Annotated in this window: 19 protein-coding genes; 12 read left to right on the top strand and 7 right to left on the bottom strand. The window is 33.8% G+C overall.

The window, feature by feature from the left end:
• Positions 1-167 precede the first annotated feature (167 nt).
• The 5 genes from DMB91_RS00895 to DMB91_RS00875 all read left to right on the top strand — a co-directional run bounded on the left by DMB91_RS00895 (position 168) and on the right by DMB91_RS00875 (position 4,753).
• The gene (locus DMB91_RS00895) at positions 168-1,604 is read left to right on the top strand and encodes an acetyl-CoA carboxylase subunit A (RefSeq protein ID WP_034902641.1); all 1,437 of its coding nucleotides are present in this window, start codon (positions 168-170) and stop codon (positions 1,602-1,604) included.
• A gap of 1 nt (position 1,605) precedes the next feature.
• Positions 1,606-1,815: a hypothetical protein gene (locus DMB91_RS00890; RefSeq protein ID WP_034902644.1), complete on the top strand. Its 210-nt coding sequence runs from the start codon at positions 1,606-1,608 to the stop codon at positions 1,813-1,815.
• Complete coding sequence (locus DMB91_RS00885) at positions 1,812-2,564, top strand: arginyltransferase (RefSeq protein ID WP_034902647.1); 753 nt, start codon at positions 1,812-1,814, stop codon at positions 2,562-2,564. The genes DMB91_RS00890 and DMB91_RS00885 overlap by 4 nt, the downstream gene beginning before the upstream one ends.
• Positions 2,533-3,339 carry an adenylosuccinate lyase gene (locus DMB91_RS00880; RefSeq protein WP_034902650.1) on the top strand — a complete coding sequence of 269 codons (807 nt, stop codon included), beginning with the start codon at positions 2,533-2,535 and terminating at the stop codon, positions 3,337-3,339. The genes DMB91_RS00885 and DMB91_RS00880 overlap by 32 nt, the downstream gene beginning before the upstream one ends.
• A 349-nt stretch (positions 3,340-3,688) precedes the next feature.
• On the top strand, positions 3,689-4,753 hold the full coding sequence (locus DMB91_RS00875; protein WP_034902653.1) for a CapA family protein: 1,065 nt from the start codon (positions 3,689-3,691) through the stop codon (positions 4,751-4,753).
• Here DMB91_RS00875 and DMB91_RS00870 read toward each other — a convergent pair.
• The 4 genes from DMB91_RS00870 to groES all read right to left on the bottom strand — a co-directional run bounded on the left by DMB91_RS00870 (position 4,750) and on the right by groES (position 9,613).
• On the bottom strand, positions 4,750-6,021 hold the full coding sequence (locus tag DMB91_RS00870) for an NAD(P)/FAD-dependent oxidoreductase (protein ID WP_052043132.1): 1,272 nt from the start codon (positions 6,019-6,021) through the stop codon (positions 4,750-4,752). The genes DMB91_RS00875 and DMB91_RS00870 overlap by 4 nt on opposite strands.
• A gap of 277 nt (positions 6,022-6,298) precedes the next feature.
• The gene (locus DMB91_RS00865; RefSeq protein ID WP_034902656.1) at positions 6,299-7,462 is read right to left on the bottom strand and encodes a hypothetical protein; all 1,164 of its coding nucleotides are present in this window, start codon (positions 7,460-7,462) and stop codon (positions 6,299-6,301) included.
• Between the two features lie 230 nt (positions 7,463-7,692).
• Complete coding sequence (gene groL / locus DMB91_RS00860) at positions 7,693-9,330, bottom strand: chaperonin GroEL (RefSeq protein WP_034902659.1); 1,638 nt, start codon at positions 9,328-9,330, stop codon at positions 7,693-7,695.
• A gap of 22 nt (positions 9,331-9,352) precedes the next feature.
• On the bottom strand, positions 9,353-9,613 hold the full coding sequence (groES, locus tag DMB91_RS00855; RefSeq protein ID WP_034902662.1) for a co-chaperone GroES: 261 nt from the start codon (positions 9,611-9,613) through the stop codon (positions 9,353-9,355).
• A gap of 175 nt (positions 9,614-9,788) precedes the next feature.
• On the opposite strand from groES, the gene DMB91_RS00850 reads away from it, so the two are divergent.
• The 3 genes from DMB91_RS00850 to corA all read left to right on the top strand — a co-directional run bounded on the left by DMB91_RS00850 (position 9,789) and on the right by corA (position 13,376).
• Complete coding sequence (locus tag DMB91_RS00850) at positions 9,789-12,107, top strand: hypothetical protein (protein WP_034902664.1); 2,319 nt, start codon at positions 9,789-9,791, stop codon at positions 12,105-12,107.
• A gap of 98 nt (positions 12,108-12,205) precedes the next feature.
• Positions 12,206-12,409, top strand: coding sequence for a hypothetical protein (locus DMB91_RS00845; RefSeq protein WP_034902667.1), 204 nt, complete (start codon positions 12,206-12,208; stop codon positions 12,407-12,409).
• 1 nt (position 12,410) lies between these two features.
• Positions 12,411-13,376: a magnesium/cobalt transporter CorA gene (gene corA, locus DMB91_RS00840; protein ID WP_034902670.1), complete on the top strand. Its 966-nt coding sequence runs from the start codon at positions 12,411-12,413 to the stop codon at positions 13,374-13,376.
• 51 nt (positions 13,377-13,427) lie between these two features.
• Here corA and DMB91_RS00835 read toward each other — a convergent pair whose 3' ends face one another.
• Positions 13,428-14,597, bottom strand: a complete 1,170-nt coding sequence (locus tag DMB91_RS00835) for a peptidoglycan DD-metalloendopeptidase family protein (RefSeq protein ID WP_034902673.1) — start codon at positions 14,595-14,597, stop codon at positions 13,428-13,430.
• Between the two features lie 124 nt (positions 14,598-14,721).
• Between DMB91_RS00835 and DMB91_RS00830 the strand changes: the two genes are divergently transcribed.
• Genes DMB91_RS00830 through DMB91_RS00820 form a run of 3 tightly spaced genes read left to right on the top strand, consistent with a single transcriptional unit; the run spans position 14,722 to position 17,671 of the window.
• Positions 14,722-15,444, top strand: coding sequence for a plasminogen-binding N-terminal domain-containing protein (locus DMB91_RS00830; protein ID WP_185900246.1), 723 nt, complete (start codon positions 14,722-14,724; stop codon positions 15,442-15,444).
• Positions 15,404-16,816: an FAD-linked oxidase C-terminal domain-containing protein gene (locus DMB91_RS00825; RefSeq protein ID WP_052043134.1), complete on the top strand. Its 1,413-nt coding sequence runs from the start codon at positions 15,404-15,406 to the stop codon at positions 16,814-16,816. Before DMB91_RS00830 ends, DMB91_RS00825 begins: the two co-directional genes overlap by 41 nt.
• Positions 16,817-16,825: 9 nt before the next feature.
• On the top strand, positions 16,826-17,671 hold the full coding sequence (locus DMB91_RS00820; RefSeq protein WP_081946888.1) for a YihY/virulence factor BrkB family protein: 846 nt from the start codon (positions 16,826-16,828) through the stop codon (positions 17,669-17,671).
• A 149-nt stretch (positions 17,672-17,820) separates the two neighbouring features.
• On the opposite strand, the gene flgG is transcribed toward DMB91_RS00820, so the two are convergent.
• Positions 17,821-18,612 carry a flagellar basal-body rod protein FlgG gene (gene flgG / locus DMB91_RS00815; RefSeq protein ID WP_034902675.1) on the bottom strand — a complete coding sequence of 264 codons (792 nt, stop codon included), beginning with the start codon at positions 18,610-18,612 and terminating at the stop codon, positions 17,821-17,823.
• Positions 18,613-18,642: 30 nt separating this feature from the next.
• On the bottom strand, positions 18,643-19,455 hold the full coding sequence (locus DMB91_RS00810; RefSeq protein ID WP_034902678.1) for a flagellar hook-basal body protein: 813 nt from the start codon (positions 19,453-19,455) through the stop codon (positions 18,643-18,645).
• Positions 19,456-19,671: 216 nt separating this feature from the next.
• Here DMB91_RS00810 and rpoD point away from each other — a divergent pair, with 216 nt between their 5' ends.
• A complete protein-coding gene (rpoD, locus tag DMB91_RS00805; protein WP_034902681.1) occupies positions 19,672-21,564 on the top strand; it encodes an RNA polymerase sigma factor RpoD in 1,893 nt (630 codons plus the stop codon).
• The last annotated feature ends 128 nt before the right edge of the window (positions 21,565-21,692 follow it).

The raw sequence follows: 21,692 nt of genomic DNA, 5'->3' as shown, positions 1-21,692 counted from the left end.
AAAGAGCCTTATTGTATAAAAATTTGCCTTAAAGACTTGTTAGAATTTATAAATTTTAAGGTTTTGTTATTATAAATTTTTAAAAGTCTTTTTTGATAAAAATTTCAAACAAAATTAAAGATTTTTGCTTATAATTGTAAAAGAAAATCTTTTTGTAAGGGCAAGTGATGATTCATAAGATTTTAATCGCCAATCGTGGAGAAATAGCCGTTAGGATTATCAGAGCGTGCAGGGATTTACACATTAAAAATGTAGCTATTTTTACAGAGCCAGATAGAGAATGCTTACATGTAAAAATCGCTGATGAAGCTTATAGAATAGGAACTGATGCGATTAGGGGCTATTTGGACGGAAAGAGGATAGTTGAAATCGCTAAGGCGTGCGGGGCTGATGCTATACACCCAGGATATGGTTTTTTGAGTGAAAATTATGAATTTGCTAAGGAATGTGAAGACGCTGGGATCATTTTTATAGGACCAAAATCAGACATTATTCGTAAAATGGGAAATAAAAATATCGCAAGGTATTTGATGAGCAAAAATGGAATTCCTGTAGTTCCGGGCACTGAAAAGCTCAATAATAACACCTTAGAAGAGATCAAAAACTATGCTGAGAGGATAGGTTATCCTGTGATCTTAAAAGCAAGTGGAGGTGGAGGAGGGCGTGGAATTCGCGTTGTTTATAAGGAAGAAGAACTTGAAAATGCCTTTGAATCCTGCAAAAGAGAGGCTTTGAGTTTTTTCAATGACGATGAAGTTTTTATGGAAAAATACATAGAAAATCCACGTCATATAGAATTTCAAATTCTAGGTGATAATTATGGCAATATCATTCATCTTTGCGAAAGGGATTGTTCTATACAACGTCGTCATCAAAAAGTCATAGAAATCGCTCCATGTCCAAGCATTAGTGAGAGTTTACGCAAAACTATAGGCGTAACAGCTGTAGCAGCAGCTAAGGCAGTGGGCTATACAAATGCTGGGACTATAGAGTTTTTGCTTGATGATTATAACCGCTTTTATTTTATGGAGATGAATACAAGAATACAAGTTGAACACCCTATCACTGAAGAAGTAACAGGCATTGATCTTGTGGTAAGACAGATTAGGATAGCTTCTGGAGCTATTTTAGACTTACAGCAAAGTGATATACACCCAAGAGGTTATGCTATAGAAGTGAGAATTACAGCTGAAAATGTATGGAAAGATTTTGTCCCAAATCCGGGTAAAATCAGCGAATACTTTCCAGCTTTAGGACCGGGCGTGCGTGTGGATAGTCATATTTACAAAGGTTATAACGTGCCTCCTTTTTATGATAGTTTGCTTGCAAAGCTTATCGTTAAAGCCACAAGTTATGATCAGGTAGTAAATAAGCTCGAAAGAGCCTTGAAAGAATTCATCATCAATGATGTGCGAACGACTATACCTTTTTTAATCGCTATCACGAAAATCAAAGAATTTAGAAGAGGATATTTTGATACTTCCTTTATAGAAACGCATATGCAAGAGCTTTTAGAAAAAACAGAAGATCATCATCAAGAAAACAAAGAAGAAGTTATAGCAGCTATTGCTGCAGCTTTGAAAAAAATCAGAGAAAGCAGGTAAAATGGACTTTGCTGAAAGTTTAAAAAACATAAAAGCACAGATGATCAAAGAGGGTAAAGAAAATAGCACTCAAACAAAAGAGTTAAAACCTGAAAAAAAAGAACAACAAAAAGCACGAAAAGATTTTGAAAGTGTTGCTGAAAAAGAAGAAAGATTGCTTGCTGAGTTTTTGGAATTTATTCAAAATGAGGATATAAAAAGAATTCGATGAGACAAATTGGCTTTTGCACCTTAGAAGATGGGTGTCCTTATCTTGAAAACAAACGTTGCAAGATGGAGTATAAATTCATCGAGAATTGTTCTAAAGAACTTAATTTTGAGCTTGTAAATAGAGGCTGGAGACGTTTTGGGGCGTATTTTTCTCGTCCTATTTGTTCAGCTTGTAATGAATGCTTAGGCTTAAGGATCAAAGCAAATGAATTTAGATTTTCTAAAAGCTACAGAAGAGTGATTAATAAAAACACCCATACTCAAATTTATCTTAAAAAACCTCAACTTAGCAACGAACATTTGTATTTATATGAAAAATATCATTGCTTCATGGGCGAAAAAAGATTGTGGAAAGTATATAATCTTTCTTTTAAACAATACTATAATTTCTATGTTGATGAGGCAAATGATTACGGCTTTGAGCTTGATTTTTATGTAGATAAAAAGCTTGTTTGCGTTGATCTTATCGACATCTTTGAGGGTGGAATTTCAAGCATTTATTGTTTTTATGATCCAGAATACGCACATTTAAGTTTGGGCAAATTTTCACTTTTAACAGAGATTAAGCTCGCACAAAATAAGGGACTTGAATATATTTATCTGGGATATTTTGTCAAAGAGTGTCAATCTTTGTCGTATAAAGCCGATTATAGTCCAAGTGAAATTCTAAAACAGACAAGCCCACTTGCACAAGAGGCTTTTTTATGGGAGGATTATAATGCAAATCGTTCAAAGTCTAGGTTCAATTAGCGTTCATACCGATGATATAAGCGTTTTTCATTATTTTAAAAATCTAATTAAAAAAAATTTTTCAAAAGTTTTAGGTAAAAAGGATAAGATTTTTTCTTTTTTTCAAGAAGATGAAATTCCTCAGCGAAAATACTTTTTAAAGCTACTTGAAAAGCGTTATAAAGAAAGTGCAAATGGCGATCTTGTAAATTTAAGCGAGGCATATCATAAAACCTTTAAGCTTAATTTTAAGCAAGAAAATACACTTAAACCGGTGATTTTTGTAAAAATTGAGTTTATGCCCACTGGTTTTGCTTTAAAATTAAGCTCGAATGAAAAGCTTTTTATCTCTTATATAAAGCAGTATTTTAAGGTTCATGAATGCGAATACAAAGAAGAAATTCAACTTATAATCATCTCTTATAAAGATAAAAACACGCTTACTTTGTTTGAAGAGTTTGCAAGCACAAACGAGCATTTAAAATACTGCATTAGCTTTGATGTTAATGAAGAAGAGTATGAAAATTTCAAACGCAGCGTGCAAAAAAAAGAAAACAATAAATGGAAATTTAACGCTCTTGCAAAGCTTTTTAGCTCATATTTTCAGGTGCTTGAATGCTCTCCAGAAAATGATTTAAACCAAATCAGACGAAAGTATCTTGTACTTGCAAAGCTTTATCATCCAGATTTTTATCATGGCAAGGGCATGAGTGAGATTGCACAAGCAAGAGTTCAGTTTGAGAAAATTCAAATTGCTTATGACAATCTTAAAGCCCTTTATAAAAATAATGCCTAAAGGGCTTTAAATTCCTATAAATTCAAAGTTTTGATAGAATTTTAGCTATTTTTTACACATATACACAAAAAAGCTTAAAAAAATATAAATAAATTTCTTAAATTTTTCAAACTTAAAGCTCTATTTTTCAATACTTTAAAGATAAAATCACATTGTGAAATAGCTGTGAATAAAATTAAAAAAATAACAAGCTTAAATTGTGAAATGATTATAAATAAAAATTAAACAAATTAGCTTTAAAGCTAGAAAAATCATATTATAAAGCCTTTTAGCTTTCGTTGTAATATTTTTATTCGTTTATCCGTATATTATGTTACAATGTAGAGAATTTAATTCCTTAGGAAATAAAGTGAAAATTGTTTGCCTTTTGTGTGTCTTTGTTTTGTGTGTAAGTGCTGATAAGAGTTTAAGCATTATTATGGCAGGTGATGCCTTGCTTCATTCACGCGTGTATAAAGATGCTGCTTTTAAGGATAAAAACTCAAGCACGGGCTTAAGTTATGATTTTTCAAAGACTTTGGCTTATCTAAAGCCTATCATAGCGGACTATGATCTTGCTTTTTATAACCAAGAAAGCATACTTGCAGGCAAAGAATTTGGTTTAAGTTCTTATCCAAATTTTAACGCACCACAAGAATTTGGCACACAAATGCTACAGCTAGGATTTAATCTTGTAAGTCTTGCAAACAATCATACCCTAGACAGAGGAGAAGCAGCTGTGCTCGCTTCTTTGAAATTTTGGCAGGCACAAAAAGACGTTTTAAGTGCTGGAAGTTCTTTTTCTTTTGCGGATCAAAAACGTTTAAGGATTAAAGAGATAAATGGCATTAAAGTAGGGCTATTAGCTTATACTTATGGCGTAAATGGGCATTTTTTGTCTCAAGAAAAAGCATATTTGGTTGATATTTTTGATAAAAAACGAGCCAAAGAAGATATTAAACGTTTGAAAAAGGAAGCTGATCTTATCCTTGTTTCAATGCATTGGGGTGTAGAATATGCCTTTGAGCCAAATGAGGAACAAAAAAAGTTGGCTTCATTTTTAGCCAAACAGGGTGTGCATATCATTATAGGGAATCATTCGCATTTTATTTCGCCTATCGAGTTTATAGATGATACTTTAGTGATTTATTCACTTGGCAATTTTATCTCTTCACAAATTGGCTTAAATCGCCGTGTAGGTTCACTTGTAGGTGTAAAGCTTAGCCTTGATGAAAAGGGTAGGGTAAGGTTTGAAGATGTTGGCTTTGAGCTTATTTTCACTTATCATGATGAAAATTTTAAAAATTTCAAGCTGTATCCATTTTCGCTTTTAGATAACTCTGTGCTTGCAAATCATAAGCAAATTAGACTTGAATTTGAAAAGATTATTCAAAGCAAAGATAAGAGCATTAAAGCAGGCTTGCCAAAGTTTTAATTACTGCTTCGGTAGCGGAATTGTCCTTTTTTAAACACCATAGGAAAGCCTCCTAAAGAAAAAAGCCAGCGATTTTCTATGGTATTTTTCATAAAAGCAGCAATTTCTCCAGATACATTCTTGCCATACACTATACCAACGCCATCGGTATGCCCTATAGAACACACTGTGCCCCTGTGCTTGAAAGAAAAACTTTCTGTGAAGCTTTTGCCTTTGAGTTTTTGGCTAAGCATACGAGCTACAAAGTCTCCCATTTGTGCTGAAAGTTGGGCTGTTGGTGCGTGAATAGCGTCTTTTGTTGTAGGATATGCACTATCTCCTACAACAAAAATTTCAGGATAATCAAAACAACGAAGTTGTCTATCAACTTCTATCCTACCTTTTCTATTTGGTATGCTTGATTTTTCTATGATATCACTTCCCTTTACCCCAGCTCCCCAAAGAATGGTATTTGCTTTGATAAATTCATCTTTGCCATTTCTTTCTATGATAACGCCATTTTTGCAAACTTCTTTGACATTGCCTTTTGTGATAAGTTTTACACCCATATTTTCAAGCTTTTTGACAGCTTTTTGGCTCAGCTTTGTATCAAAAACAGGTAAAATTCGATCGCTTCTTCCTATACAAGTGATTTTAGGTATTTTTTTATCAATGCCACAAATAAGGCATAACTCTTCGATCTGCGAAGCAAGTTCAGCTGCAAATTCAATGCTTGTAAAACCAGTTCCGCAAACAATAATGCTAAGATCGTCAGGATTTTTGCTATGTACATAATCTTTGAATTTATTTTCTATGTGTTGAGAAAGCTTTAGGGCTCTATTTAGCGAGGATAGTTTAAAGCTATATTCTTTCACGCCTTTTATACCAAAGCTATCTGGTTTAAAACCAAGTGCAATGACTAAAACATCATAATCGTATCTGCCTCCATTTCCATACACACAGCGTTCATTTGGGCTAAGATTGATGATTTTATCTTTGATAAAACGCACTTTTTTTGGATCTAAAATTTTGCGGTAATAAATTCTTGCCTTTCGTGGCGAAAGCGTGCCTATGGCAACTTTATGTAAGAGTGTAGTTTGGTAATGATAATCGTGCTTGCTGATCAAAGTGATTTCAGGCGTATTATTTGATGAAAAAGAAACGAGTTTTTGAAGCCCAAGTGCAGCTTTTAAGCCTCCGTAGCCTCCTCCTATGATAAGAATTTTTGGGTTTTGAGGGAGTTTGAATTCTTCTAAATCTTTAAGTTGGCAACTTGTGGCTTTTTGCATTCATTTTCCTTTGTGTTGAGTGTAAATTTTGCTTATTTGATTATAGCTTATTTTTAAAAATATTATTCTATTTTAAATACTTTTATACACCTAAATGTTAAGTTTTTAAACACAAATAAGCTTTATTTTGACTTTATCAAAGAGCTATGTTTGAAAAATGTAATTTTTTTAGGGTAAGGTATCAAAACTTATTTTTAAGCTATCCTTGCTCTTGCATAGAGTTTTGCAGAACAAGGATTAAAGCTTTTATGGCTCTAATTTGTAGAGTTAATATTGGCTAAGCTTTTAGTTCGCTTTGATTTGAGCTTGCTAAGCTGTCTTGTTTAAGATCAGCATTTGCTAGGCTTTGATTATACAAGGTTTGAGCCATATCAAATACGACAGAACTTAAAGAAGCAAAGCTTGAGCTTGAAAGTGATGAATTTGTAAAATACTGACTTATTTTCATAAAATTATTTTCGAAAAAATTTGCAAATTTCTTTGTTTTATCTTCGTTTGAGTTTTTATCTTCTACATTTGAGTTTTGCTCGTTTATACTTTCATTTTTGTTTTCAAATAAGCCTTCTAAATTTTCAGAGATAAAATTACGAGCAAAAATATCAAAATTATTAAATCTAGTATTCATATACTCTTGCAAAGATAAAAAATCGTTTTTGTTTAGATCAAAAAGCTTAACGACTAAAGCACTTATCCAAGTAATTTGCTCGACAATCGTTGTTGTCGTCATAAGAGTGAAGCTTGAGTCAAGCTCGCTTTCATCAAGATGAGAACTAAAGTCTTTATCTTTTTGTATAAGCTCATCAAGACTAGTATTTGTTTGGTTCTTTTCATTTGCTTTGTCTAAAGCTTTGCTCCAACCACTTACAAATTTTTCAGCTTCAGCATTTAAGACATATACCCCATCTTTTCTTCTATAGACACTTTCTTCTCCAAATTGTTCTTTAAGGGCATTTAGACTTTCTTTGCTGAGAGCTTTTTGGCTAAATTCCAAACTTGAACTATCTCTAAAAAAGACAGGTTCTAATCCTAAAGCATTGTTTTGTTCTAAAAGTCTTTCATCAGCTTTTAAAGCATTGGCTATGGCTTCAAATTGCTCTTTTTCTATACTATTGAATTCAACCTTATAGGTATTTTGGAACAGATTAGTTTGAGTTTGAGAAAGTAGGGTTGAAGTAGTTATGCTTGTGCGTTCAGTTTCAATACCATTTATTACATTTAAAAACGCTCCTTGTTTGCTACAAACTATTGTAAAATCTCCTAGCCCAAAGTTTATATTTTCATTTATGCTTAAATTTTCGTTAAGCACACTAGAAAGACTTGCGTTTTTTACACAATCACTAAAGCTTGTATTACCAGTCGTTTGTAGGCTTTTTTGCATACGAGCAAGCAGGCTTTCATACCCAAAAAGAGCGTTTGTATCATTTGAAAAAATACTACTCATTTAGAAATCCTTTTTTTTGAATTTCCCTCAATCTATACTTCATTTTGCGAAAAGCAATTTTCATTCCAAAACAAACAAAAATTGACTTTTTTATTTAAAAAAATTGATTTTTTGATGACAAAAGATAAGAAACGATGAAAAAATAAGGTGGTTTTTAGAATTTGAAGAAGCTAGAAATCCACTTTGTCTTGCAAAGAGTGCAAGACAAAGTTTGACAAAAGAAGGGCGACTTACATCATACCACCCATTCCTCCCATACCACCCATACCGCTCATATCAGGCATAGCTGGTTTTTCTTCTTTTATTTCGCTAATTGTTGCTTCTGTGGTTAAAAGCATTGAAGCTACACTTACAGCGTTAAGCAAGGCTATTCTTTCTACTTTTACTGGATCGATGATACCAGCTTTTAGCATATCAACATATTCGCCCTTTGCAGCGTCAAAACCAAGGTGTTCTTCTGTGCTGCTTTCAACTGAATTAACAACCACACCTGCATCAAAGCCAGCATTTTCAGCGATTTGTTTTAAAGGTGCTCTTAAGGCTCTTTCAACTATGGCTGCACCTATGGCTTCATCGCCTTTTAGATTAAGTTTAATCTTAGCTTTTGCTTTGATTAATGCAGCCCCACCACCTATTACTATACCTTCTTCAACAGCAGCTTTAGTAGCACTTAAGGCATCATCAACCCTATCTTTTTTCTCTTTCATTTCAGTTTCAGTTGCAGCACCAACCTTGATAAGAGCAACCCCACCGCTTAATTTAGCAAGTCTTTCTTGGAGTTTTTCTCTATCATAATCGCTTGTAGTTTCTGCAATTTGAGCTTTGATTTGATTTACTCTAGCATCTATATTTTTCTTTTCGCCAGCTCCATTGACTATAGTGGTATTGTCTTTGTCGATGATTACGCTTGAAGCTTGTCCTAAGTCTTGCAAACTAGCGCTTTCCAAGGTTCTACCAAGCTCTTCAGCGATAACTTCGCCTCCTGTTAAGATAGCGATATCTTCAAGCATAGCCTTGCGTCTATCGCCAAAGCCAGGAGCTTTTACAGCTGAAATATTAAGCACGCCTCTAAGTTTATTAACAACCAAAGTTGCTAAAGCTTCTCCTTCTATGTCCTCAGCAATAATTAAAAGAGGTTTGCCTGTTTTTTGAATTTGCTCTAGGATAGGAAGCAAGTCTTTTAAGCTGGTGATTTTTTTATCAAAAAGTAAGATATATGGACTTTGAAGTTCAACAGTCATTTTATCTGCATTAGTGATAAAATAAGGGCTTAAATAACCTCTGTCAAATTGCATACCCTCAACCACATTAAGCTCATCATTGATTGATTTTGCTTCTTCAACGGTGATAACACCGTCTTTGCCTACTTTTTCCATAGCATCAGCGATTAATTCACCGATTTTTTCATCTGAATTTGCTGAAATAGTAGCGACTTGAGCGATTTCTTTTTTATCTTTAACTTCTCTTGAAAGCTTTTTAAGTTCAGCTACTATAGCTTCGCAAGCCTTATCCATACCTCTTTTTACTTCTATAGGATTAGCTCCTGCAGTGATATTTCTTAAGCCTTCTTTAAAGATAGCATGAGCTAAAATTGTAGCTGTTGTGGTGCCATCGCCTGCTTGATCAGCTGTTTTGCTTGCTACTTCTCTAACTAAAGCAGCACCCATATTTTCAAGACTATCTTTAAGCTCAACTTCCTTAGCTACGCTTACACCATCTTTTGTAATACTTGGAGCACCAAAGCTCTTTTGGATCAAAACATTGCGTCCTCTTGGTCCCATAGTTACTTTAACAGCATCGTTGAGTTTTTTTACGCCCTCATAGAGCTTGTTTCTTGCTTCATCTGAAAAAAATATTTCTTTTGCCATTTTTTATCCTTTTTCTAAAAATTTATTTTACTATACCTAAAACATCATCGATGTTAAGCACAAGGTATTCTTCTGTGCCAAGTTTTACTTCTGTGCCCCCATATTTAGCAAAAAGCACTTTATCGCCAGTTTTAACATCGCTAAGCTCTTGACTTACTGCGATAATTTCTCCCATTAAAGGTTTTTCTTTGGCATTATCTGGTATAATTATACCAGAAGCTGTTGTATTGGTTTCTTCCACGCGTTTAACAAGGACGCGTTTGCCTAAAGGTTGAAAATTCATTGTGTAATCCTTTCTCTTTGTAAATTGTTGCTATTTTTTAGCACTCTTTATATTTGAGTGCTGTGATTATACGATAAAAAATGAATTTTGTCAATACCTTATATAAAAAAAATCAATAAGCTTTAGTTTAATTGACTAAAGTTTATTTATAAAAAACTTTTAAGGATGGGATAAAATGAAAAAAGTTCTCTATATTATAGGGGTTGTGTTGGCTGTGATTCTCATAGCTTTGTATGTGATTTTATTTACCTCTTTTGGAAATAAAATCGTTGCCTCTTATGCTGAGGATAAGATTAAAACCTTGAGTGGTTTAGATGCTAATTTATCTACATTTAAACTGCGTTTTTCAAGTCTTGATGTTGCTCTTGATATAGCAAATATGGCTCAATTAAAGGTAGAGGGTAATCTTAGTCTTTTTAGCTTAGGCTTTGATTTAGACTATCTTTTAAGTCTTGATAAAAACTATGCTCAAAAAATGAACTTGAATTTAAAAGATAATCTTAATTTCGGTGGCAAGATAGCAGGCAAGGCAAGTGATTTTAATGTTAGCGGAAATGGGGCTTTATTTGGCTCAAATGTGGCTTTAAATGCACACTTGCTTGACTATTCTCCTTTAGAATTAAAATTGAGTGCAAATGGTATTAAGATAGAAGAGCTTTTAAGCTTGTTTTCAAAACCAAATTATGTCAAAGGGAATATCAATATAAACGCTGATATAGCAGCAAAAGATTTAAAACCTGATGGCAATGCCTTCATAAATCTTGCTACAAACTCTATCAACTATGATTTACTTCAAAGAGATTTTAATCTTTCCTTACCGCAGTCAAATTTAAGCTCAAACATCACTATCTTTATAAAAGATCAAGATATTAACGCAAAAAGCGAGACTTTAACTTCTTATATGAGCTTGAAAACTGATGAAACGCATTTTAACCTCGCAAATAGTGTTTTAGATACGGATTATACTCTTTTAGTGCCTGATTTAAGCAAACTTGAAAAGCTCATAGGCTCAAAAGCAAGCGGGAATTTAAATCTTGGTGGCAATGCAAGCATTGATCTTAATTCACCAAGTTTGCTTCAAGAGCTTCAAGCCAAACTCGTAGGAAAAGGCATCAAGTTTGCAAATTTAAATCTTAGCCTTCTTCATCTTAATGCTAACGCTAAAGGCGAAGGATCAAAGATTAATTACAATGCAACTTTAAAATCAAACCTAGCTAATGTATCAAAATTACAAGGTTTTTATGATATGAAAACGCAAGAATTAAGCCTAGATACTGAAGCAAAAATTGATGATTTAAATGAGTTTAAAAGCATAGCTGGACAAAACTTGCAAGGTAGTGTAAGCTTAAGTGCGAGTGCGAATTTACTCGGCTCTGTCATTAAAAGCTTAAAAGCTGATGCAAATGTAGCTGGAGGCACTATTAACGCAAGCTCAAATGGCAAAAGTCTTGATCTAAGCATAAATAAGCTTGATCTAAGCAAAGTTCTAGCCATAGTAGCTCAGCCAAGTTACGTAAATGCAAACTTAGATGCAAAGGCTCATTTAAGCTCTCTTGATTTTACAAAGTTAGATGGTTCATATGAGGCAAAAAGTAGTGGAACTTTTGGGGCAAAAGCTTTAAGTGCTATGCTTGGTAAAGCTTTTCCTGCAAATACTCAATTTAATCTTGATTTAAAAGGTGATATTAAAGATAGTGTAGCTGGCTTTGATCTCGTTTTTAAGAGTGATTTAGCTAATTTAGAAAGTTTTAAAGGCTCTTTTGATCTTAATAAAATGCTCTTAAACTCAAGTTTTAAACTCAATGCCTATGATTTTTCAAAACTAGGCTTTTTAGCAGAGAGAAAATTGAGTGGAAAGGCTGTATTTACTGGGAATTTAGACTTTGATAAAAGCATAAAAGCAAATATTAACAGCGAAAACCTCTATCAAGGAAAGCTCAATGCTAGCCTTATAAACAATGCTTTTAAAGCGAATATAGCTAGTGTTGATTTTTCTAGCTTGATGAAGGGACTTGATTTGCCTGATTATTATGAAGGAAAAGCAAGTGTTGATGTGGATTATAATCTTGCAAGTTCAAGCGGAAACGCAAATGCAAATTTAAACAATGGTAAATTAAAAAATGTAGGCTTAGTAAAGACTATAGCAACGCTAACTAAAAGCGATTTGACAAAGGATTCGTTCAGTGAAGCAAAGCTAGATGCAAAACTTAGTGCAAACCAAATTGGCTTAAATCTCAATATGAAATCGCCTCGTGTAAGCATAGCCATTAATAATGGCACAATCAATTCCAAAACAAGCACTTTAAACCTCCCCCTTACCCTAAGTGTAGATAAAGCAAGCTTTAAAGGCACGATCAAAGGCACAAGCGATAAACCAAGCATAAATATAGATTTAGGAAGCGTGCTTAAATCAGCAGCTGATAAATTTATCGATGATAAGGTTAAAGAAAAAGGTGCAAAAGAACTTAACAAGCTTTTGGATAAATTATTTTAGCCATAAATCAAGCCTAGCACAAACTAGGCTTGTATAAATTTAAAACTAAAATAAGCCTTAATGAGTTAAAATAAATGATATAAAAAAGGTGAAAGCAAATGAAAACGTATTGTAATAAAAAATTTATATTACTCTTTTGCAAATGCTTTTTTGTTGTGCTTATTATCAATCAATTTTGTATCCACAGAGCCTTTGCGGGCGAGTTAGTAAGAGCTGTCTTAATAAGCTTGCCCCATGTCATTTTGATTGCTTTTTTAGCTGCTCTTTATATCGATAAAGAAAAAAAAGCCAAAGGAGAGTAAGGTGTTAAGTATTTACACAAAAACAAACAATAAACTTGTCCAAAAGCTTCGTTTTGATATGCAAACAAATGTTTTGCCTGAAAATATCTTGTGGCTTGATTTGTTGCATCCGAGTGCTGAGGAAATTAATTTTGTCTCAAAATTATATAATCTTGAAATTCCAACTCAAGAAGAGCGAGAAGAGATCGAACTAAGTGCGAGATATTGGGAAGATAACACCAGCATTACGATTAATACTCACTTTCTTATCCGCACGAGTATGGACGAGCTTTCTTTAACAAATGAAACTCTAACCTTTTTGCTCTCTCAAAATATCTTATTTACTTTAAGATATAAAGAATTTGCGATTTTTGAAGAGATTGAAGCAAGAATTTTAGCAAGTCCAAAGAATTTTGAAGATGGCTTTGATGTTATTGATAAGATGTTTGAAGTGCGTGTAGAAAAGGACGCTGATATTTTAGAATGGATAGACAGAGAAGCAAGAAAGCTAAGGATAGAAGTATTAGAGCGAAAAAATGAGCTTGTGTATGATAGGATTTTAAAATCCATCTCAAATTTGCAAGAGTTGAATATGCGTGTGAGAGATTCGCTTTTTGATAAAAGAAGGGCAATGACTTCTTTGATAAAAAGCGATAAGATTGATAAGGACATTAAGCAAAATTTAACCATAGTGCTTAAAGACTTAAATTCACTTGTAGAATTTGATGTTTCTCAGCTGAATATTCTTGATAATATCCAAACTATCTTTGCTAATCAAATCAATATAGAACAAAACAAAACGATCAAACTTTTCACGGTTGCAACGGTGGCAATGATGCCAGCAACACTTATAGGCACGATTTATGGTATGAATTTTAAATTTATGCCGGAATTAAACTGGACTTTTGGCTATCCTATAGTGGTAACTTTAATGGTAGCTTCTGTGATTTTGCCTGTTGTATTCTTTAAAAAGAAAGGTTGGATTTGATCAGGTAATAAAACGGGCAAGGCAATTTTAGCAAAAAGAGGGTGATTTTTGCTAAAACTCGACATATCGTTCAAATCTTGGTGGTTCTTTTGGTGGATTGGTGCCGTTGCTGTCAATAAAGCTTTGAAGCTCTTTTTCATACTTAAGTATCACATTTTGAAAATCTTGCTTATCCTTGCCCTTGAGTTCTGATTTGGTGATTTTTACAATTGAGAGTGGATTAATGGCTTGGTTATTAAGATATAAACCAAAGTGTAAATGAGGTCCTGTGCTCATTCCTGTTGAGCCTACATAAGCGATAGTTTGTCCTTGAGAGATTTTTTGCCCTTTTTTGATGGCTGCAAAACGGCTTAAATGTGCATAAAGAGTGCTGTATCCTGAGCTGTGCTGAATTTGAACGGTTTTGCCATAGCCTCCTTTTGTTCCTACAAAGCTTACCACTCCAGCTCCAGCACTTCTTACCGGCGTGCCAGTAGGTGCTGCATAATCAACCCCTAAGTGTGCTCTATACCGCTTTAAGATAGGATGATACCTCGCTCTTGTAAAATAAGAACTTATCCTTATTGCATTAACTGGAGAAGTCAATAAAAAAGATTCCATTTCCTTGCCATTGCTATCATAAAAGCTATCTTTATAAAAATATACCTTTCTTGCTTTTTTATTTACTTCAACGCTCGCCATTTTGATGAGTATATCGCCAAAACGCTCGCCCATTCTTTCTTTTCGCTCATAGATTAAAACAACTTCATCGCCTTTTTGCATAGCCTTAAAATCAATGCTGCCGCCAAAAGCATTTCGCATAGCACGAGCAAGTGGCGTTGAGCCTGTAGCTTGCTCGACATCTTGATAGGCTGAATTTTGCACATTAAGTCGTAAAATTCGTGTTTGAGTTTCATAAGAGATAGGCGAATAAGTCAGTGTGTATTCGCCTTGCAAGTTTTTATAGATGTGAAGTTGTAAATCAGAGCCATTGATCGGTATTAAAATTTGCTCGATTGTGTTTGTATTGTTATCCCAAAGGATTTGAAACCTTTCGCCTTCTTTGATCTCTGAAGCAAGCTCTCTATCTTGAGGATCTAAATTCCAATACAAAGAAAGAGGGAGATTATTGTTTTCTAAAAAAGTTAAAAAGAATTCATTTTTTGCCCATTCTCTTTCTTCTATACTTGAAACAGCAAAAACTTGCAAGCAAAAAATACACAGCACAAGTAGTTTTTTCATCAAATCAAACCTTCATTCATACTTTATTTTCAAAATAAGAAAAAGTATTTTACTTTATTTTTCTTACAATTTTGTAAGAAAAAAAGAATATAATAAAACTTTGTTAAAAAATAAGGAGAAAAGTTTGTTTAAAAAAATCCTTTTGTGTTGTTTTTTTATACATATATCTTTATATGCTTTTGATTTTGCTCCTTTGCATTCAAATATCGCTAAGATCGAGGATAATTTCATTTATATTAATGATAATGAAAAAATTATTTTAAATGCAAACGCAGTGATAATCAAGCATTTTAAAAGTGTAAAATCTATCATCGCAAGGGCAAGTGTTGTCGAAAAAAGAGAAGGTTTAGCCAAACTTAAACTTGAAGCCTTTACAAATTTAGAGCAAAAGGCTTTGCCTGTGCTTGATGTCGTGCCTGAGGTTGGCGATGAAGTAATTGTTAATTTTTTATATGATAGAGCTTTGCTTATAGCCCCAGATGAGGAAAATTACACACATATTACACAGAGTTTAAGAAATTTTTATTTTATCCATCCTGATGTTTTTGGTGCGATGATGATTAAGGATTTTAGGCTTAGTCCTAAACAAGAAAATTTTCAAGCTTTTTGTTCAAGTAATGCACTTGGCTTAGTGATTTTTGCTCTTGAAAACGAGCTTGCTTTTGTGGATTGTGCGAGTTTTACTTTGTTGTTTAAGCAAGACTTTGCTACACATTCTTTAGCTCCTCAAAAGCCTTTTTATTCAAGGGTAAGTAATTACAAAAAAAACTTTTTTAATTTCTTTGAAAGAGAAGTAAGGGATTATTATGAATATTACACCACACTCACAAATTCCTCTAGCAAGTGAGCATAAGGCTTTTTTTGAAAAGCTTTTAGGCACTGAAAATGCGTATTTTGACGAGATGCATAAAAGAGCGTATAGCTATGATGCTACAAGAAAGCACTATTTACCTGATGGCGTGCTTTTTCCAAGAAATGAAGCTGATATTAGTGAAATTTTAAAATATTGCAATAAGCATAAAATTATCATTATCCCAAGAGGAGCAGGTTCTGGCTTTACTGGCGGGGCTTTAGCAGCAAGCGGTGGTGTGATCTTAAGCTTTGAAAAACATATGAATAAAATTTTAGAAATTGATCTTGAAAATTTAGTGGCTGTAGTGCAACCGGGTGTGATTAACTCAAATCTTCAAAAAGAACTTGCTAAGCTTAATCTTTTTTATCCACCTGATCCTGCAAGTATGGATTTTTCAAGCATAGGTGGCAATGTCAGTGAAAATGCAGGAGGCATGAGAGCTGCAAAATACGGCATTACAAAAGATTATGTTATGGCTTTAAGAGCTGTTTTGCCAAATGGAGATATTATAAGGGCTGGAAAAAGGACGATTAAAGATGTGGCTGGATACAATGTCGCTGGGATTTTAATCGCAAGCGAGGGTTCTTTGGCTGTGATTAGTGAGATCACTTTAAAACTTTTGGCTTTACCAAAATTCAAACAAACTGCAATGGGTGTTTTTGATAGTGTGAAATCAGCAATGAATGCCGTATATCAAACGCTAGCTCAAGGTGTAAGCCCTGTAAGTATGGAGTTTTTGGATAACTTAAGCATAAGAGCTGTTGAGATGAAATTTAACAAAGGCTTACCAAAAGAAGCTGGAGCTATCTTAATCGCCGATGTTGATGGCAATGTTAAAGAAAGCGTAGAAGCTGATCTAGCCGTGCTTAAGGATATGTTTTTTAAGGCAGGGGCAAGTGAGTTTAAGATCGCAAAAGATGAGGCTGAAGCAGCTGATATTTGGTTCGCAAGGAGGAATTGCTCGCAAAGTATCAATGTTTATGGCACATTAAAGCTTAATGAAGATATTACTGTGCCTCGTTCAAAACTACCAGAACTTTTAGAAGGCATAGCCAAAATTTCTCAAAAATATGAGCTAAAAGTGCCTTGTTTTGGACATACAGGCGATGGTAATGTGCATACTAATGTTATGGTTGAGGATAAAAACGACGCAAAGCAGGTTGAAAGAGGATATGAGGCAATCACAGAAATTTTTAAACTTGCAATAAAACTTGGTGGAACCTTAAGTGGCGAGCATGGCATAGGCTTGTCAAAAGCATCTTTTATGAAGCTTGCTTTTTCTGAAGTTGAAATGAATCTTTTTAAAACTATCAAAAAAGCCTTTGATCCAAACAATATCTTAAATCCTTTTAAAATGGGCTTATAAAGGCTAATTATGCTTAAAAAATTTTGGCGTTTTGTGTTGATTTTTAGGGATAAAGAAATTTTTAATTTTTCTGCAGCTTTAAGCTTTTATACCGTGCTTTCTTTGATCCCACTTTTATTTGTGTGTTTTTCTGTTTTTACCCAAATTCCAAGTTTTAAGGCATATTATGAAAGGATTAAAACCTTGATTTTTACCTTTTTAATCCCAGCTCAGCAAGAGCTTATCGCTACTCATCTTGATACCTTTTTAAAAAATAGCGTCAATTTAGGTATAGTTGGGCTTATCGCAATGGCGATTACTTCGCTTATGTTTTTTTCAAATTATGATTTTGTGGTTAATCGTGTCACAAAAAATGAGCCAAAAACTTTGTGGCAAAGCATTAGCTCGTATTGGACTCTTATCACACTCACGCCTTTGGGCTTGGGATTAAGTTTTTATATTTCAAGTTATATACAAAAGACTTTAGATGATTTTAAGGTGGGCTTAAACTTCTTTGAAATTTTGCCTTTTCTCATCATCTGGGGCTTATTTTTTGTCTCTTTTTCAAGCTCTATTGCTAAAGGCACGCTTAAAATGCTCGCTTTAACTTCTTTTGCAAGTGCAGCCATTTGGTATATTAGCAAAAATCTTTTTGTGTATTATGTGGTGTATAATAAAACTTATACTAATATCTATGGTTCTTTTTCAACCCTACTTTTTTTCTTTGTGTGGATTTATGTTTCGTGGGTTATTTATCTTTTTGGACTTAAGTGTTATCATTGTTTTGGAGAATTAAGACAAGAAAAAGCTTTACCGCCAAAAGTAAGCAAAACCACAGCTAAAAGATCACGCACCAGCACTAAAACAGCTTCTTAAATGCGGAAGAAATCTAGCTTGAAAAAGCAAAGAGCAAAAAATAAAGTAGAAAATAGCTTGCAAGAAGTTTATTTAAATTTAACTTTGCAAGCTTTAATAGTATATCTTAAAGCAAGCAAAGATTTAAATTCTTTTACTTGCTTTTGTTATTATCGTTTGAGTTGATTGACGATAGAAAGCATTTCATCACTTGTTGTGATCGCTTTTGAGCCAGCTTCATAAGCCCTTTGTCCAGTAATGAGATCAGTCATTTCCTCGACAAGTTGGACATTGCTTGATTCAACAAAGCCATGTCTGATTGTGCCAAAGCCATTTTGTCCTGCTATACCAGTAACTGGAGCACCGCTTGAACCTGTTTCAAGAAAGAGATTATCGCCAAGTGCGTGAAGTCCGGCTGGATTGATGAAATTCACAAGTTCGATTTGTCCGATTTGTGTTTCTTCAGTTTCGCCAGCAAGCATTACAGAAACCGTGCCATCTTGTGCCACACTCACATTTGTTGCTCCTTCTGGAACTGTCATTTGAGGCATGAGAAAATACCCATCAGCATTGACGATATTTCCTTCGCTATCTCTTGTGAATTGTCCGTTTCTTGTGTAAGCTGTTGTGCCATCTGGAAGCTGAATTTGAAAAAAGCCGTTGCCTTGAATAGCTACATCAAAATTATCCGTGCTTGTAGATTTGTAGCTTCCTGGTGAGAATATCTTTGTAACAGCACTTGGACGCACTCCAAGCCCCACTTCTATACCAGAAGGCGAAAGTGTGGTAGCTGAAGTTGAAGTGCCGGCGTATTTCATTACTTGATACATAAGATCAGAAAATTCAGCTCTTGATTTTTTAAATCCGACTGTATTAACATTGGCAATATTGTTTGAGGTAACATCAATTTGAGTTTGTTGTGCTATCATTCCTGTAGCCGCGGTGTGAAGTGATCGTAACATTTTGTTTTATCCTTTCTTTAATTTATTTTACTACTGAACGCTTGCAAGTTTATTAATAGCGTCTTGATTAAGATCGTCCATATGAGAAGTCATTACTTTTTGATACATCTCAACCATTCTGTTAGCTTCGATAAGTCCTGTCATTTCAAGCACAGCATTGACATTTGAACCTTGAGTAAAGCCTTGTTTGACTGAATTTGATTGCTCCAAGTCTCTAATACGCGTGAGATCATTTATCTTGTAGGTATTATCTCCATCTTTTTCTAAGGCTCTTACATCATCAACTTGAGCGATAAAAAGTCTTGCTATATTATTTTGATCAGCTTCTATGTTACCATTGGTATCAACGCTAAGATATGTTGAGTTTGGTGGAATTTGTATACTATCAAAATCCGGATTGTTAAAATAATTGCTACTAAGCACTTTATAACCTTGTTTATTGACTAAATTGCCTTCATCATCAAGTTGAAAATTGCCGTCTTTTGTAAGGCGAATTTCTCCGTTATTGGTTTTAACAAGATAAAAGGTATCTTCTCTTGTCATCGCCAAATCCAAAGGATTGGTAGTGCTTTTTAAAGAACCTGTGCTAAAGTCTGTGTAAGTTTGGCTTACTTGTGGGACTCTATCTATAGTCGAGTTTAAAAAACGAGCCGCATCATAGGTGTGATTGTCGATTGGTAGTTCATCTTGCACTTCTCTAAACACTCTTTTAAAATCAGCGATCACAATATCATCTTTTTTATAACCACTGGTATTGATATTTGCAAGATTATTACTAATCACATCAAGTCGGTTAAACTGGGTAACCATACCGCCTGTGGCTTGATAATATCCATTTTGCATAGTTTTGCCTTCATTTCAATCAAATTTTTTAAAGCTTAAAGCAAAGAGTGTTCCAACTTTTGTAAAAGTTGTAAACTTAAAGCTTTTGATAGCTTTTTTGAGAAACAAATCAAAAAAATAGGAAAACAAAAAATAAGATGTTATTTAGTTAAAATTAAACAAACTAAGCTATAATAACAAATTCAAAACTGCTTCTAAAAAAGGGAAAGTCAAAACATGTCAAACGCAGCAAAAACTGAAAAAGAACTCGAAAATTATCTCAAACACACTAGTTACGCAACTTATGAAAAATTAGTTAAATTTATGCCAAAACAACCAGGTATTAATACTGCTAAAAAAATCCTAGCTTTATGTAAAAAATATAAAGTCAGTATTTATTCATCAGCAGAGATTGCTAAGATGAAAAATATAGCCGAAGCAAAACAAAGAGAAGAAGAAAAACAAAAGCTTCAAGGCGTGGGTTTGGAAAATGACTTTGATTTGGCTAATGAAAGTGAGCTTTTAGAATGGAGTCGTTCTGATTCGCCTGTGCGTATGTATTTACGCGAGATGGGGCAGATTGATTTGCTTAACAAAGATGAAGAAGTTGAAATTTCAAAAAAAATAGAGCTTGGAGAAGATATTATTATCGATGCTTTTTGTTCTGTGCCTTATTTGATAGATTTTATACTTGATTATAAAGAACCTTTAATCAACAGAGAAAGACGTGTTAAAGAGCTTTTCAAAAGCTTTGATGATGAAGAAAAAGATGATGAAAAACCCGAAGAATTAGAAGAACTTGAGGAGCTTGAAGAAGAATTTGATGAGGAAAATGAAGAGCAAAATATAGAAAAGCTTAAAAAACTTAAAAAAATCGTTACTAAAAAAGAAGATGAACGCACTTTAAAAGTGATAGAGAAATTCAAAGCTCTTGAAAAAGCCAAAAAAGAGTGGCTTAAAACAGCTCAAAATTTCAAAGAAGTCGAAGGAAATGAGCTTTTAAACAAGCTTAGCATAGCTTTTAAGAAAAATATTTTAAAAGAAAAACTTATGGATTTAGGACCAACTTCTAAGCTTATTAGTGAGATCGTAAAGTCCATAGAAACAGCTCTTAAAAGCGATGAGGAATTTGATAAAGAGCTTAAACGTTTAGAATACCGCTTACCTATGTTTTCAGATGAGCTTAAAAATACGCACGCAAATATCTTGAAAAATATCACCAAACTTGGTAAAGAAGAAATTTCAGAAATGGTGCTTGAAACGACTATGGTAAGCACTTATATGGAAATTAAAAAGCTTTTTCAAACCAAAGAAGCGAGTAAAAAAAGCTTTGATCTTGAAAAAGAACAACTCAAAGAAATTTTAGAGCAGATCAAAAGAGGAAAAACGATCTCAGATGAAGCCAAAGGCAGAATGGCAAAGTCAAATTTACGCCTTGTTGTGAGCATAGCTAAACGTTATACAAATAGAGGTTTGCCTTTTTTAGATCTCATTCAAGAAGGCAATATAGGACTTATGAAAGCTGTGGATAAATTTGAGTATAAAAGAGGCTACAAATTTTCAACTTATGCGACTTGGTGGATTCGCCAAGCTATATCGCGTGCAATTGCAGATCAAGCTCGCACTATTCGGATTCCTATTCATATGATAGAAACCATCAATCAAATCAACAAAATTGTGCGTGAATATCTGCAAAAAGAGGGCAAAGAACCTGATGTAAGCTTTATTGCCAAGGAAGTGAATTTAAGCGTGGATAAGGTAAAACAAGTCATAAAAATTACCAAAGAACCAATCAGCCTTGAAGCGCCTATTGGTAATGAAGATGATGGTAAATTTGGGGATTTTGTAGAAGATAGAGCTTCGCTTTCACCTATGGATCATATACTTAAAAATGACTTAAAAGAGCAAATTGATGAAGTTTTAGATCAGCTCAATGACAGAGAAAGAGCAGTGATTAAAATGCGTTTTGGGCTTATGGATGATGAAAGTGATAGAACGCTTGAAGAGATTGGAAAAGAGCTTAATGTAACACGAGAAAGGGTGCGTCAGATCGAAAGTTCAGCTATTAAAAAGCTTAAACACCCAAAAGTAGGTAGAAAACTTAAAAATTACATAGAAGGCTGGAAATAAAGCAAGCTTAAATTTGAACTTGCTTTAAAGATATAGAAAACAGATTATAAAATATTACGTAGTATTTTTGGATTATTTTACAAATTTGCTATTTGATCGTAGTTCTTGTTTTTTAAATGAAAGGAAAT

The organism is Campylobacter sp. MIT 97-5078 (assembly GCF_006864455.1).
Classification (GTDB): Bacteria; Campylobacterota; Campylobacteria; order Campylobacterales; family Campylobacteraceae; genus Campylobacter_D.
This window is presented reverse-complemented; position numbering and strand designations above follow the sequence as displayed.

What these genes read in the sequence shown, in the direction of transcription:
- DMB91_RS00895 (WP_034902641.1), top strand. Translation starts at nt 168, where the DNA reads ATGATTCATAAGATTTTAATCGCCAATCGTGGAGAAATAGCCGTTAGG.
- DMB91_RS00890 (WP_034902644.1), top strand. Translation starts at nt 1,606, where the DNA reads ATGGACTTTGCTGAAAGTTTAAAAAACATAAAAGCACAGATGATCAAA.
- DMB91_RS00885 (WP_034902647.1), top strand. Translation starts at nt 1,812, where the DNA reads ATGAGACAAATTGGCTTTTGCACCTTAGAAGATGGGTGTCCTTATCTT.
- DMB91_RS00880 (WP_034902650.1), top strand. Translation starts at nt 2,533, where the DNA reads ATGCAAATCGTTCAAAGTCTAGGTTCAATTAGCGTTCATACCGATGAT.
- DMB91_RS00870 (WP_052043132.1), bottom strand. Translation starts at nt 6,021, where the DNA reads ATGCAAAAAGCCACAAGTTGCCAACTTAAAGATTTAGAAGAATTCAAA.
- DMB91_RS00865 (WP_034902656.1), bottom strand. Translation starts at nt 7,462, where the DNA reads ATGAGTAGTATTTTTTCAAATGATACAAACGCTCTTTTTGGGTATGAA.
- groL (WP_034902659.1), bottom strand. Translation starts at nt 9,330, where the DNA reads ATGGCAAAAGAAATATTTTTTTCAGATGAAGCAAGAAACAAGCTCTAT.
- groES (WP_034902662.1), bottom strand. Translation starts at nt 9,613, where the DNA reads ATGAATTTTCAACCTTTAGGCAAACGCGTCCTTGTTAAACGCGTGGAA.
- DMB91_RS00850 (WP_034902664.1), top strand. Translation starts at nt 9,789, where the DNA reads ATGAAAAAAGTTCTCTATATTATAGGGGTTGTGTTGGCTGTGATTCTC.
- DMB91_RS00845 (WP_034902667.1), top strand. Translation starts at nt 12,206, where the DNA reads ATGAAAACGTATTGTAATAAAAAATTTATATTACTCTTTTGCAAATGC.
- DMB91_RS00835 (WP_034902673.1), bottom strand. Translation starts at nt 14,597, where the DNA reads ATGAAAAAACTACTTGTGCTGTGTATTTTTTGCTTGCAAGTTTTTGCT.
- DMB91_RS00825 (WP_052043134.1), top strand. Translation starts at nt 15,404, where the DNA reads ATGAATATTACACCACACTCACAAATTCCTCTAGCAAGTGAGCATAAG.
- DMB91_RS00820 (WP_081946888.1), top strand. Translation starts at nt 16,826, where the DNA reads ATGCTTAAAAAATTTTGGCGTTTTGTGTTGATTTTTAGGGATAAAGAA.
- flgG (WP_034902675.1), bottom strand. Translation starts at nt 18,612, where the DNA reads ATGTTACGATCACTTCACACCGCGGCTACAGGAATGATAGCACAACAA.
- DMB91_RS00810 (WP_034902678.1), bottom strand. Translation starts at nt 19,455, where the DNA reads ATGCAAAATGGATATTATCAAGCCACAGGCGGTATGGTTACCCAGTTT.
- rpoD (WP_034902681.1), top strand. Translation starts at nt 19,672, where the DNA reads ATGTCAAACGCAGCAAAAACTGAAAAAGAACTCGAAAATTATCTCAAA.